Origin of the sequence: Ruminococcus flavefaciens MA2007 (genome assembly GCF_000621845.1) — a bacterium.
Lineage (GTDB): Bacteria > Bacillota > Clostridia > Oscillospirales > Ruminococcaceae > Ruminococcus > Ruminococcus flavefaciens_E.
Map to the genome: position 1 here is coordinate 181,860 of NZ_JHXF01000001.1, position 12,941 is coordinate 194,800.

Here is a 12,941-nt window from a genome sequence, read left to right on the forward strand (position 1 = left end):
GCATTAAGCCGTATCTAAATTGTAACACATACACATATAAAGGAGAGATAGATATGAAAAAGCTAAATAAGATAATGGCAGCACTTGTAGCTGCGGCAGTTTCCGCGGGCGCTACAGGCTCTATAGCATACGCAAACAGCGGCAAGGAGCAGGAAGCTCCTCAGGTCAAGGAGAAAAAAGAGACAGCGGAAAGCGCTTCAAGAGCCGACAACGGCGAGAACGCCTACAAGGACGAGACGGTTTACGTCCTCTGCAACAGCGATTCCTCCGTCAAGAACGTAGTCGTAAGCGACTGGCTGAAGAACGCTCCCGCACTGTCAAGCATTTCCGATATATCCGACCTCAGCGACATCGTCAATGTAAAGGGCGACGAGACCTTTGAGGTATCGGACGGTAAGATAAGCTGGAATGCTGACGGCGACGACATCTACTACAAGGGCAATTGCAAAAAGGACCTGCCCGTTGATGTTACTATGGAGTACTTCCTCGACGGCAAAAAGGTAACTCCCGAGAGTATCGTAGGCAAGAGCGGACACCTTGTTATCCGCTGGACATACAAGAACAACCAGAAGGTCACAAAGAAGATAGGCGGCACTGACAAGGAGATATATACTCCTTTCATGGCTGCAAGTGCGGCTCTGCTCAGCACTGACAAGTACCTCAACGTAGAGGTCACAAACGGCAAGGTCATCTCAGACGGCGAAAAGCTCATCGTTGTGGGCATGGCATTCCCAGGTCTGGGCGAGAGCCTTGACCTCGGCAGGATAGAGGGCATGGACGTTGATATCCCCGAGAGCTTCGAGCTTTCCGCAGACGTAAGAGGCTTCGAGATGAACACCTCTGTTACAGTGGTATCCAACGAGATATTCTCACAGCTGGATCTTGACGAGACAGTTGACATAGACGACGTTATGGGCAAGCTCAGGGAGCTCAGTGACGGCGCAAAGAAGCTCACCGACGGTACAGCTTCACTCTATGACGGCGTCAAGAAGCTCAACGGCGGCGCAGGCGACCTTACAAGCGGTATCGACAAGTTATTATCGGGCTCTGCGGAGCTCAAAAACGGTGCGGCAGACCTGAATAACGGCGCTAAGAAGCTGGCTGACGGAGCTAAGACTCTCTCGGATTCCACAGGCAAATTCTCCGCAGGTCTCGGCAGCGCAAAGGACGGCTCTGCTAAGTTAAAGGACGGTATCGGTCAGGTAAGCGGCGGCGCAGCACAGCTCTCAGAGGGTATAGGCTCTGCAAAGAACGGTTCTGCGGCATTGGTCGACGGATTCGGCAAGGTAAGCGCAGGCGCAGACGCTCTCAGCAGCGGTCTCAAGGACGCAAAGACAGGCTCAGACGCTATGACGGAGGGCTTCACAAAGGTAAACGAGGGCGCAGCAGCTCTCAAAACAGGCGCAGATACACTCAGCGGCGGCGTTGGCAAGCTCACAGACGGCAGCAAGCAGGTCAAGGACGGCTCTGCTAAGCTTTCCACAGGTGCGGCTGCACTTAACGACGGAGCTGCAAAGCTCAGCGAGTCCGCAGGACAGATGTCAACAGGCATAGGCTCTGCAAAGAGCGGCGCAGACAGCCTTGCAGAGGGTATTGCAAGCGCTAAGACAGGCGCGGCTTCACTGGTAAGCGGCGCTGACGCTCTCACAGCAGGAGCTTCACAGCTCAGCGACGGTATCGCACAGGCAGGAGCTTCTCTTGACACAACTATCACAGCAAACGAGCAGGCTCTTGCAGCATTGCAGGCATTATATCAGCAGTCTCCTTCACAGGAGCTTGCGGTGGCAATAGGCACATTACAGCAGACTATCGACGGTCAGAAGCAGATAGCGGCTTCTATGGCAGAGGGTGGAGCTCTCAGCACAGGTGCGGCTTCCGTAAAGAGCGGCGCAGCACAGCTTGGCGGCGGACTTGGACAGCTCAGCACAGGTCTTGAAGCTGCACAGGGCGGCTCAGCGGCATTACAGCAGGGACTTGCAAAGCTTGACGAGGGCGGCAAGGCACTGGCAGCAGGAGCTTCACAGCTCTCAGGCTCTACAGCACAGCTCTCAAAGGGCGCGGCAGACCTGAGCACAGGCGCGGCTGCACTTGACGGCGGTATCGGTACTCTCGCAGGGGGCAGCGGTCAGCTCATAGGCGGTCTGGACTCCCTCGTAAAGGGACTTGAACAGCTCAGCGGCGGAAACACCACACTCAACGCAGGTCTTGGCAAGCTCTCGGCAGGCGCGGTTGACCTCAGCGGCGGTATCGGACAGCTCTCAAACGGCGCAGCAGCTCTGGACAGCGGTCTTGCACAGCTCGCACAGGGTTCACTCACACTTAACGGCGGTCTTGGACAGCTCAGCACAGGAGCAGCAGACCTTGACGGCGGACTTGCACAGCTCTATGGCGGCAGCTCACAGCTCAGCGGCGGTGCAAGGACTCTGTACGATTCCATAAAGCTTCTCAGCGGCGGCGCAGGCAAGCTTTCGGACGGCTCTGTGGCTCTGTACAACGGTATCGGCACATTAAAGGAAGGCGGCAAGACTCTTGCTGACGGCACTCAGAAGCTGGAGGACGGCGCAAAGGAGCTCAACGACGGTATGGTCAAGTTCAACGACGAGGGCATATCAGTTCTCACAGGTGCAGTTGACAAGGCTCTTCCTGAGATGATAGACACATTCAAGGCGCTGAGAGAGGCTTCACAGGAGTACAACAGCTACTCAGGCATCTCGGATAAAATGGACGGCAGCGTCAAGTTCATCTATCTGGTAGACGGAGCTAAGTAATAATGTAGGGAACGGCGCCCTCGCCGTTCCACAAAAAAGGCAGTCCGTATGGACTGCCTTTTTTATTCGTAATGCGTAATTAGTATATTTTGTAGGGGCGGCGTTCCGCCGCCCGTGCTAATAATATCGTAAGACGCGGGCGCCCAAAGGGCGCCCCTACAAATGGCTAAAAACTAAGGGCGGATAATATCCGCCCCTACACGGAACGCCGAGGCGTTCCCTGCTAATCACTATTCACTATGCACTAATCACTAAATTTACTGCTTCTCGGAGTTGATGAACATATCGTATATTCTGCGGATAGCCTCGGGGAGGTCGTTCTCGCTTACGCCGATGATAACGTTCAGCTCGCTGGAGCCCTGATCTATCATCTTAACGTTGATACGCGCATGAGCCATAGAAGCAAATATACGTGCAACAGTACCGCGTGTGTTCTTCATTCTGCGTCCAACGACTGCTAAAAGTGCGATACCGTCCTCGATTTCGAGGTGATCGGGAGCAACAGCCTTGCGGAGGTCTGCAAGCACCTTGTCGCGTACTGCGTCAAGCTTCTCGGTGCTGAGAGTAATGCTCATGGTGTCGATACCAGAGGGCATATGCTCGAATGAAAGACCGTTGTCGTAGAGCACCTTGAGTACCTTCATACCGAAGCCTGCTTCGTTGTTCATCATAGCCTTTTCGATATTGATAGTGCTGAAGCCCTTCTTGCCTGCGATACCTGTGATAGTATGGCTGAGGCTCTCCCTGCTGAAGTTGTAATCGTCGCTGACGATCATAGTGCCTGCGTCCTCGGGAGCGTTAGTGTTTCTGATATTTATCGGGATACCTGCTGAGCGTACAGGGAAGATAGCGTCCTCGTGGAGAACAGAAGCTCCCATGTAAGCAAGCTCGCGGAGCTCACGGTATGTGATGACCTCGATAACATCGGGCTTGTCAACTATTCTCGGATCAGCTACGAGGAATCCGGAAACGTCTGTCCAGTTCTCGTAGATATCAGCCTTTACAGCGTTTGCGATGATAGAGCCTGTAACATCGGAGCCGCCGCGTGAGAATGTCTTGATGAAGCCCTCTGTAGTCCTGCCGTAGAAGCCCGGGATAACAGCGTTGTCCAGTCCCTTGAGCTTGTCGCGTACAGCCTTTACAGTATCGTCAAGGAGAAGTGAGCCCTTTGTATCGAAGATGATAACGTCAGCTGCGTCAACGAAAGTGAAGTCCAGATACTTAGCAAGTACCTTGCCGTTGAGGTACTCGCCGCGGCTTGCAGCGAAGTCCTTGGTAGGACGAGCCTTGAGCTCCTTAACGATAGCGTCGAACTCGCTGTCGAGGGACATATCGATGCCCAGCTCGGAAATAATGCCGTTGTAGCGGTCCTTTATCATCTGGAAGTCCTTGGAGAAATCCATGCCGCTGCTTGCCAGCTCGCAGCACTTGTAGAGCATATCAGTTACCTTGATATCGTCGGAAAATCTCTTTCCGGGAGCAGAGGGAACAACGTATCTGCGCTTGTCATCGCTCTTGATGATAGCGGCTACCTTTTTGAACTGATTTGCGTCGGCAAGGGAGCTTCCGCCGAACTTAACGACCTTATTACTCATATATATCATTCCTTTATTACATTGATAATTTTATAGCAATATATATTATATGCTATTTCACGTATGAAATCAATTGACAGAAAGTCGAATTTCACCGCAGTAAAAACTGTGTTTTTGGTGAATACGCTTGTACGCCGCTGGCGGACAGTGGCGAGCCTTTAGCCTATAGCTTGTAGGGGCGGATATTATCCGCCCGAGGAAACGATGAAATTACTTTGTAGGGGCTGCCTTTGGCAGTCCGCGGTTTCCGACGCAAATATAAACAGCTAATTGTAGGGGCGGCGTTTCGCCGCCCGTATGGATACGCGATGTTGTTTGGCGGGCGACGGGACGTCGCCCCTACAGTCTAAAGGCTGAAAAAGGACTGCCTAAGCAGTCCCTTTTAGTTTTATTTGATTCATATAGTGCCGTAAGCGTTCGAGCTGGCTCAGCTCGCGTGACACCTTGCAAGCATTGCAAGAGTCAGGGAAATATTCTCATTATGCACCGCAACGCCCTTGGGAGCGTTGAGATGTACTGCGGCAAAGTTCAGGATAAACCTTATCCCTGCCTCTGCCATACGGTCACAGACCTCTTGTGCCGCTGTTTCGGGCACGGTGATGATACCGATACGGATATCGTTTTCTCTGCAAAAGCTCTCCAGCTGGTCTATATGGCGGACGGGCTTGCCGTTTATTGAGCTCCCCACACTTTCCTTTTTGTGGTCAAAGCCGCATACTATATCAAAGCCGTAAGCCTCAAAGCCGTTGTACTCCAGCATAGCCCTGCCGAAGTTGCCCATGCCTGCCACAACTACCCTGTCGCGGTTCTCAAAGCCGAGGAATCTGCCGATATCGCTCATGAGCTCCGAGGTCATATACCCCACCTTCGGTCTGCCGCCGCTGCTCACAGAGGCGAGGTCTTTTCTCACCTGCACGTCGTTGAGCCCAAGAGCTTCGGCAATAGCCGTTGCGGATATATTGCCCTTTTTTCTTTCCTCGGGCAGCGACCTGAGATAATTGAAGTAAAGAGGCAGACGTGAGAGTGTCTGTGAGGTAATATTTTTGTCCATATTATACCTCCGTCAGAGGGCTCACTTGTTCTGCATATATTTATCCATAGCCGCAGCAGCCTTTTTGCCTGCGCCCATAGCGAGGATAACTGTAGCAGCTCCTGTTACAGCGTCGCCGCCTGCGTAAACGCCCTCCTTGGATGTGAGACCGTCCTCGTCAGCGATGATACCGCCCCACTTCTGGGTGTCGAGACCTGCTGTAGTTGACTTGATAAGAGGATTAGGCGAAGTACCGATAGACATGATAACGCAGTCAGCCTCGATGTCAACGAATGCGCCCTCTATCGGAACAGGCTTTGCTCTGCCCGAAGCGTCAGGCTCTGAGAGCTCCATCTGCTGGCAGTGAACGCTCTTTACCCAGCCGTCCTCTGTAGCCTGTATCTCTATAGGATTTGTGAGGAACTTGAAGATGATGCCCTCTTCCTTAGCGTGCTCAACTTCCTCTGCTCTTGCAGGGAGCTCCGCCTCTGTACGTCTGTATACGATGTATACCTCAGCGCCCAGTCTCTTAGCGCAGCGTGCTGCGTCCATAGCAACGTTTCCGCCGCCTACGATAACAGCCTTTGTGCCTGCTTTTATAGGAGTAGCGCTGCCCTCTTTGTAGGCTTTCATGAGGTTGATACGTGTGAGGAACTCGTTAGCGGAATAAACGCCGTTGAGGTTCTCGCCGGGGATATTCATGAATCTCGGGAGGCCTGCACCTGAGCCAATGAATACGCTCTCGAAGCCCTCTTCCTTCATGAGCTCGTCAACTGAGATAGTCTTGCCCACTACTGTGTTTGTCTCAACCTTAACGCCGAGAGCCTTGAGACCGCCTATCTCCTTCTGAACGATAGACTTAGGAAGTCTGAACTCGGGGATACCGTAGGAAAGAACTCCGCCTGCAACGTGGAGAGCCTCGAATATAGTAACGTCATAGCCCTTTTTTGCAAGGTCGCCTGCGCAGGCAAGACCTGAAGGACCTGAACCGATAACAGCAGCCTTGTGACCGTTCTTTGCAGGTATCTCTGGAGCTGTCTCGGGCTGTGCGTTGTGCCAGTCTGCAACGAATCTTTCAAGACGTCCGATAGCAACAGGCTCGCCCTTGATTCCTCTAACGCACTTGCTCTCGCACTGTGTCTCCTGAGGACATACTCTGCCGCATACAGCAGGGAGTGAGCTTGACTTTGTGATTATCTTGTAAGCCTCTGCGAAATTACCCTCAGCTACCTGAGCGATAAATGCAGGGATATCTATCTGTACGGGACATCCTGTTGAGCAGGGCTTGTTCTTGCAGTTGAGGCAGCGCTTTGCCTCGTCGATAGCCTGCTCCTCGGTATAGCCGAGAGCTACCTCGCTGAAATTCTTGTTTCTTACATCGGGAGCCTGTACAGGCATTTCATTTCTTGTAGGTGACATATTAGCCATTTCACTTTACCTCCTTGAACAGATTGCAGGCTTCTTCGTAAGCATGGCGCTCAAAGGGCTTATACATAGCGCCTCTTGCCATAGCCTCGTCGAAGTCGATGAGATGACCGTCGAACTCGGGACCGTCAACGCAGGCGAACTTAGTCTCGCCGCCTACTGTCAGACGACAGCCGCCGCACATTCCCGTGCCGTCTATCATTATTGGGTTCATGGAAGCAACAGTGGGGACACCGTACTCCTTAGTCAGCTTACAGACAAACTTCATCATGATAAGAGGACCGATAGTGATGACTCTGTCATACTTCTCGCCGCTGTCGATGAGCTTTTTGAGAGCGTCGGTAACGAGTCCCTTTTCGCCTGCTGTGCCGTCGTCGCTCATGAGAACGAACTTGGAGCTTGAAGCCTTGAATTCGTCTTCAAGGATAACGAGGTCCTTGTTTCTGAAACCAACTATTGAGTGCACCTCAACGCCGAGTTCGTGGAGCTTCTTTGCAACAGGGTAAGCAATAGCACAGCCTACGCCGCCGCCTACGACAGCGACCTTTTTCAGTCCCTCTGTCTCTGTAGCTCTGCCAAGAGGACCTACGAAGTCCTGTAAGCAGTCGCCCTCGTTAAGGTGATTGAGCTTTTCTGTAGTAGCGCCTACTATCTGGAAAATAATAGTAACCGAGCCGCTCTGGCGGTCAAAATCAGCGATAGTGAGTGGGATACGCTCACCGTCGGCGTCTGTTCTGAGTATAATGAACTGTCCGGGTTCAGCCTTTCTTGCTACCTTTGGAGCGTTTATGCGCATAAGGGTAACAGTAGGGTTGAGGCTTCTTTTTTCAAGAATTTCAAACATTTAGTCCATACCTTCCTTGCCAATAGATTTACAATGCAGGATATTTCGGGGAGTGTCGCCGTTGACTTCCGCCGATACAGGCATTGCAGGATATATTCAATATTATATCACACAAAACAATGTTGCACAAATATAACAGAGGAATATCGGTATTCCGATATCGATATTCTTATAGCGATTTATATATCGGACATTGTCAGACATTGGCTTGTCTCCGTGGCAAAACAGTGGAAAACAGTAAAAGAGGACGGCAAAAGCCGTCCTCTTATTCGTGAAAATAACTTACAATAACTATTCTTAAATAGAATATATCCATTCCCAAGAGAATATATCACTTATACTCTGCAAAGGCGCTCTCATTTCGCACCTCATAGAGACGGTTCACCAGTTTGAGCTCGTTTTCCGAGAGCTTGTGTCCCGATGTGTATATGAGCAAGTCCTTGTAGCTGTTGTCGGGGAATGCGCATTTTCTCTGCACCAGACCGTACTTTCCGCAAAGGCTTGCAGGCATAGGCGAGTCCATCATAAACGCCTGCGGCACGGTCAGCAGGAAGTCCAGAGCGCTTCCGCGGTCATACATACAGACCTTTCTCACAGGCACGTCCGCAGGACGGTTTGAAGCGTAGAGCTTCTCCACAGCTCCCGAAACATATGGAACTGCGTCGTCGCCCTGTCCAAGCTCGGTATAATTGCAGGACAGGTCTGCGTAGGTTATGCTGTCAGCTCCTGCGGCAGGGTGCTCGGCGGACATTACCGCCAGCATCTCGAACTCCCAGAGGAGCTTGCTGTCCAGATTCTTTTCTGCAAGGAAGTCGGTGAAATACTTCTCGTGAGCAGTATTGAAGCGGATAACTCCGAAATCATAGCCGTTTTCGCGGACATTCTCGATAGTTCTCAGGGAATTGGTCTCGCAGAAGAATATCTCCATGTCCTCGGGAGCGTTCAGCGAGGCGATGTACTCCGAGAAAGCCTTTGAGATATAGCCCGTTCTCGGCACGGATATGCGCAGACGGCTGTTTTTCGGCTTGTCGGGAGAGTGTATAGCCTCCATATTATCTATCTGGATAAGTATCTGCTTGGCATAATCAAGGAATTTCAGTCCCTGATCCGTGGGGATAACGCCCTTTGATGTACGTCTGAAAATAGTTATGCCAAGGGTGCTTTCCAGTTCCTTGATAGCCTTGCTCAGATTAGGCTGAGCCATGTAGAGATTTTCCGCTGCCTGAGTGATAGAGCGTGTTTTTTCAATTTCAACAGCGTATTTGAAGTGCAGTGTGTTCATGGTCCAGTCGTCCTTTCGTCTTAATCAATGCGGCGTATCTCGATTCTTCTTGACTTTGGCTTTTCCTCGGGAGCAGGCTTCTTTTCGGCAGGCTCGGGCTTTTTCTCCGCAGGCTTTTCTGCAGCGGCTTCGGCAGCCGCAGCAGGCTCCAGAGTTTTTGTGGGAGCGCATGGATTGCCCACAGCCACGCAGTTTGAGGGGATATCCTTGGTAACTACGCTGCCTGCGCCGATAACAACATTGTCGCCGATAGTAACTCCGCCGATAACGGTAACTCCGCCGCCTATCCAGACGTTGCTGCCGACTTTAATGGGCTTTGCGTATTCAAGTCCCTGATTTCTCAGGTTAGCTTCAATAGGGTGTTCTGCGGCGTAGAATCCGCAGTTAGGACCGATAAAGACGTTATTGCCGAACTCGATATCGGCACAGTCAAGGATAACAAGGTTGTGATTTGCGTAGAAATTGTCTCCGATAACGATGTTATAGCCGTAATCGCAGAAGAAATTGGGCTCGATAACGGTGTTTTCGCCTCTGAGAGCCACAAGACGGTCAAGTATCCTCTCGCGCTTCTGGAAGTCGTTGCACTCAACGGCATTGTACTCGGCGCAGAGCTTCTTAGCCTTTATCCTCTCGTTGAAGAGCTCTCTGTCGTTGGCATTGTAAAGCTCGCCTGCCTGCTGTTTTTCTTTTTCGGTCATTTTAAACCCTCCATTCATCAATTCATAATTCGCAATTCGCAATACATGGCAGCGAATAAATGCACTTTTTTAGAGTTGAGAGTGCAGAGTTGAGAGTTATTGTGTTCGCTTCGCTCACATTATTATAATGATCCCGCCGCAGGAGACTCCATAACTTTCAACTCTCAATTTTCAACTCTCAACTTATTCATCTCTTGCTTCCCTTTGAACCGAAGCTTCCTCCCATAGAGAGGATATTGGTATCAAAGGTGTAGCTTATCTTCTCGCCCTGTCTGTAGCGCTTGAGAGCAAGCTGGATAAGTTTTTCAAGCAGCTCAGTATACTTAACGCCCTTTGGCTCCCAGAGATAGAATGCAAGAGAGCCGGGGATAGTATTTATCTCGTTTATGTAGACCTTGTCTGTAGCCATATCTATCATGAAGTCGATACGTGTAACGCCGTTGAGTCCCAGATAGCGGAATGCGTCAACAGCAGTCTTTCTGATGAATTCGTCCTGCTCGGGAGTGATATCGGCAGGTATCTTTCTTTTAAGGGTAGCCATACCCTTGCTGCCGCCCTTGCCGCCGCCTACGTACTTCTGGTCGTAGCTGAGGATATCGTCGCCGCTTGCCTGTACAGGCTCCTCGCATACGGAAGCTTCTGCGGATTCGCTGTCACCTGCAACTGCGCAGTTTATTTCCTTGAGCTGTACAACGCATGGCTCGATGAGGATACGGTCAGCGAACTCGAAAGCCTCCTCGATAGACTTGATAAGGCTGTCTCTGTCCTTGCCCTTGGAGATACCAACGCTTGAACCGAGGTTGATAGGCTTAACGATAACGGGATAGCCGAACTTCTTCTCAACTTCCGCTACCATTCTGTCCATTTCGTTTATCTCGTATGAGGAGAAACGGCAGCAGTCCAGTACAGGGAAACCTGCGTCCTTGAGGAGTATCTTCATTACGAATTTGTCCATTCCGATAGCAGAAGCTAAAACATCGCAGCCTACATAGGGCAGGTCGAGAGTCTGGAGATAACCCTGTAATGCGCCGTCCTCAACGTTAGTACCGTGAACTATAGGGAAAGCAACGTCGATATCGGAGATGACATTGGAGCCGAACATCTTCTTTTTCAGGCTCTGAAGCTGTACCTTGCCTTCTGTACTGCGGACAAATACGCACTCTGTTGATTCGCTGAGCAGAGCAGGAATGTCCTTGAAGCTGTTGATGTCCAGCATTTTTTCGCTTGTGAAAAATTCGCTCTTTTTGGTCATGTAAACGGGGATAATGTTGTATTTTTCCTTGTTTATGCTTGCCATAGCCTGAACTGCCGAGATAACTGATACCTCGTGCTCAACGCTTCTTCCGCCGAAAAGAACTGCAAGATTGATCTTCATTGTAATTTCTCCTTATGATCTGGTGTAGGGGCGGCGTTCCGCCGCCCGACAGTTTTTTGTATTCAGCACGGGCGGCGGAACGCCGCCCCTACAAAGACAATAATTAATGTGCTGTAAGCGATGTACAATTATCACTTTTAATGAAAGTGAACGAGTTTACGAGTGCCAACGTGGCAAGGGTGCAGCGTCACGCTGCTTAATAGTTGTCGGGTAAATCGTTTTCAAGAAGAACTATTTTCTTCTTGTCTGTCTGATATGCGTTTACGTGGGCAAGAGCCTCGTTAAGACTGTCCGCAACGAAAACGTTGTCCATATCGTAGCCTGCGTCCTTGATACCGTTGTATATAGGAACTGTCTGATTTTTGCCGACGAGCACTATGTGGTCGCAGGCTTTTGCAGCCTCCTGACCGAACTCGAAGTTCAGCTCCTCCTGCTTTGCGCCAAGCTCGACCATACCAGGTGTTACCAGTATGCGGCAGGCGTCGAAAAGTCCCAGAACATTGAGGGCTGCACGGCAGCCGCTGGGGTTTGAGTTGTAAGCGTCGTCGATAAAGGTCATATTTCCGCCCTTGTCGAGAAGCTGTAATCTGTGGGGAACTGCGGCGATACGCTTAACGGGAAGTGTGAGCTTGTCGAGTGAAATGCCTGTTCCGTGTGCGTAGGCGATAGCTCCGAGAACGTTCTGTACGTTGTGTTCGCCGAGGAGCTTCATTGAGAAGCGTTTTGTCTCGCCGTCGGGAGCAGTTACCGTGAACTCCGTGCCTCTGTCGGATACGGAAATGTCAGTTGCGCGGTAGTGGTTGCCCTCCTGAAGTCCGTAAAGCACCGCATTGGGGTACTCGGGAGCTTTCCTGCGGATAAGCTCGTTGTCGCCGTTGAGGTATATCTTTCCGCCCTTTGCCTTTACATGGTCGGCAAGCTCGAACTTGGTGTTTACCACGTTCTCGATAGAACCGAAAGTCTCAAGGTGCTGAGGACCAACGGAAGTGATGATACCGTCGTGGGGATCTGCAATGCCGCAGAGCTCCTTTATCTCGTGAACTCGTCTCGCGCCCATTTCGCAGATGAAATACTCGTGTGTGGGCTTTAAATCGCGGCGGATAGTTATTGTAACTCCCATTGGAGTGTTGAAGCTTTCGGGAGTTTTCAGCGTGTTGTACTGAGAATTGAGAAGCTCGTCAAGGTAGAACTTCATGCTGGTCTTGCCGTAGCTTCCCGTGATACCCACCTTGTGAAGCGTGGGGCACTCGGAAAGTATGCGCTTGGCGTCGTTGATATACCAGTTCTGTACCGCCTTTTCCACGGGCTTGTTGATAAGGTTGGAAAGCGGAACAAGTATTGGCGTGAGGTACAGTGCCGAGCTAACAAGTATAAACGACGGAGCTATTGATATGATTCTGAATGAGATATAAGCCGGTATTGGCATGGTCGGGAGATATCTCGAATCGCTGCGGTAAGCGCTGTCAGGTATAAACTGCTTTGCGTTGATTATCGCAATTACATAGAACACCGCAATGAGTATGCCGAAGGTTATCATCATCCGCTTCATGCGGGCTGTGTACACAAGGGGCTTCTTGAACTTCTTGCCGGGCTTGTTGAGCAGTGCGATAATTGCATTGAAGAAGCACAACGCTATGGCAAGAGAGGCTGCTGCCAATTTATGATACTCAAGCGGTATCAGCAGGAACTGCACACAGAACAGCACTGCAGGCAGTATATACCGCTTGGCGTTCTTCTTCATCCAGCGTGAATGCTCGGGAGTCTTGTAGCCGTTGAGCTGGAGCATATGGAACTCTCTCAGCCCTAAAAACACGATCGCTCCCAGCGCAATGACTGCATATATTATCCATAAAACCAATTTCATACTTATCTCCTTTAATTCAGTGAGTAGTGAGTCGTTGTGGTGTCCGCTTGCGCGGACGGA

The 12,941-nt window shown here is 50.9% G+C and carries 9 protein-coding genes; 1 reads left to right on the top strand and 8 read right to left on the bottom strand.

All coding sequences use genetic code 11. The features are described from left to right. The first annotated feature begins 53 nt into the window (after window positions 1-53). Window positions 54-2,768 (top strand): hypothetical protein, encoded by a 2,715-nt coding sequence (locus T497_RS0100970; protein ID WP_028514000.1) that lies wholly within the window; start codon window positions 54-56, stop codon window positions 2,766-2,768. 257 nt (window positions 2,769-3,025) lie between these two features. Here T497_RS0100970 and T497_RS0100975 read toward each other — a convergent pair whose 3' ends face one another. The 8 genes from T497_RS0100975 to T497_RS0101010 form a co-directional block, all read right to left on the bottom strand. Beyond that, entirely contained in the window at window positions 3,026-4,363 is a 1,338-nt protein-coding gene (locus T497_RS0100975; RefSeq protein ID WP_028514001.1) for an aspartate kinase, read from the bottom strand. Between the two features lie 427 nt (window positions 4,364-4,790). Next, on the bottom strand, window positions 4,791-5,414 hold the full coding sequence (locus tag T497_RS0100980; RefSeq protein WP_028514002.1) for a redox-sensing transcriptional repressor Rex: 624 nt from the start codon (window positions 5,412-5,414) through the stop codon (window positions 4,791-4,793). A gap of 21 nt (window positions 5,415-5,435) precedes the next feature. Beyond that, window positions 5,436-6,821, bottom strand: a complete 1,386-nt coding sequence (gene gltA, locus T497_RS0100985; protein WP_028514003.1) for an NADPH-dependent glutamate synthase — start codon at window positions 6,819-6,821, stop codon at window positions 5,436-5,438. 1 nt (window position 6,822) lies between these two features. Further along, on the bottom strand, window positions 6,823-7,662 hold the full coding sequence (locus tag T497_RS0100990) for a sulfide/dihydroorotate dehydrogenase-like FAD/NAD-binding protein (protein WP_028514004.1): 840 nt from the start codon (window positions 7,660-7,662) through the stop codon (window positions 6,823-6,825). Between the two features lie 331 nt (window positions 7,663-7,993). Continuing rightward, window positions 7,994-8,944, bottom strand: coding sequence for a LysR family transcriptional regulator (locus tag T497_RS0100995; RefSeq protein WP_028514005.1), 951 nt, complete (start codon window positions 8,942-8,944; stop codon window positions 7,994-7,996). A gap of 20 nt (window positions 8,945-8,964) precedes the next feature. Further along, a complete protein-coding gene (locus T497_RS15430) occupies window positions 8,965-9,642 on the bottom strand; it encodes a sugar O-acetyltransferase (protein ID WP_080693256.1) in 678 nt (225 codons plus the stop codon). Window positions 9,643-9,829: 187 nt separating this feature from the next. Further along, complete coding sequence (locus T497_RS0101005; RefSeq protein WP_028514006.1) at window positions 9,830-11,017, bottom strand: D-alanine--D-alanine ligase family protein; 1,188 nt, start codon at window positions 11,015-11,017, stop codon at window positions 9,830-9,832. Window positions 11,018-11,213: 196 nt separating this feature from the next. Next, on the bottom strand, window positions 11,214-12,881 hold the full coding sequence (locus T497_RS0101010; RefSeq protein ID WP_028514007.1) for a Mur ligase family protein: 1,668 nt from the start codon (window positions 12,879-12,881) through the stop codon (window positions 11,214-11,216). Window positions 12,882-12,941 lie beyond the last annotated feature (60 nt).

What these genes read in the sequence shown, in the direction of transcription:
- T497_RS0100995 (WP_028514005.1), bottom strand. Translation starts at nt 8,944, where the DNA reads ATGAACACACTGCACTTCAAATACGCTGTTGAAATTGAAAAAACACGC.
- gltA (WP_028514003.1), bottom strand. Translation starts at nt 6,821, where the DNA reads ATGGCTAATATGTCACCTACAAGAAATGAAATGCCTGTACAGGCTCCC.
- T497_RS15430 (WP_080693256.1), bottom strand. Translation starts at nt 9,642, where the DNA reads ATGACCGAAAAAGAAAAACAGCAGGCAGGCGAGCTTTACAATGCCAAC.
- T497_RS0100970 (WP_028514000.1), top strand. Translation starts at nt 54, where the DNA reads ATGAAAAAGCTAAATAAGATAATGGCAGCACTTGTAGCTGCGGCAGTT.
- T497_RS0100980 (WP_028514002.1), bottom strand. Translation starts at nt 5,414, where the DNA reads ATGGACAAAAATATTACCTCACAGACACTCTCACGTCTGCCTCTTTAC.
- T497_RS0101005 (WP_028514006.1), bottom strand. Translation starts at nt 11,017, where the DNA reads ATGAAGATCAATCTTGCAGTTCTTTTCGGCGGAAGAAGCGTTGAGCAC.
- T497_RS0100975 (WP_028514001.1), bottom strand. Translation starts at nt 4,363, where the DNA reads ATGAGTAATAAGGTCGTTAAGTTCGGCGGAAGCTCCCTTGCCGACGCA.
- T497_RS0100990 (WP_028514004.1), bottom strand. Translation starts at nt 7,662, where the DNA reads ATGTTTGAAATTCTTGAAAAAAGAAGCCTCAACCCTACTGTTACCCTT.
- T497_RS0101010 (WP_028514007.1), bottom strand. Translation starts at nt 12,881, where the DNA reads ATGAAATTGGTTTTATGGATAATATATGCAGTCATTGCGCTGGGAGCG.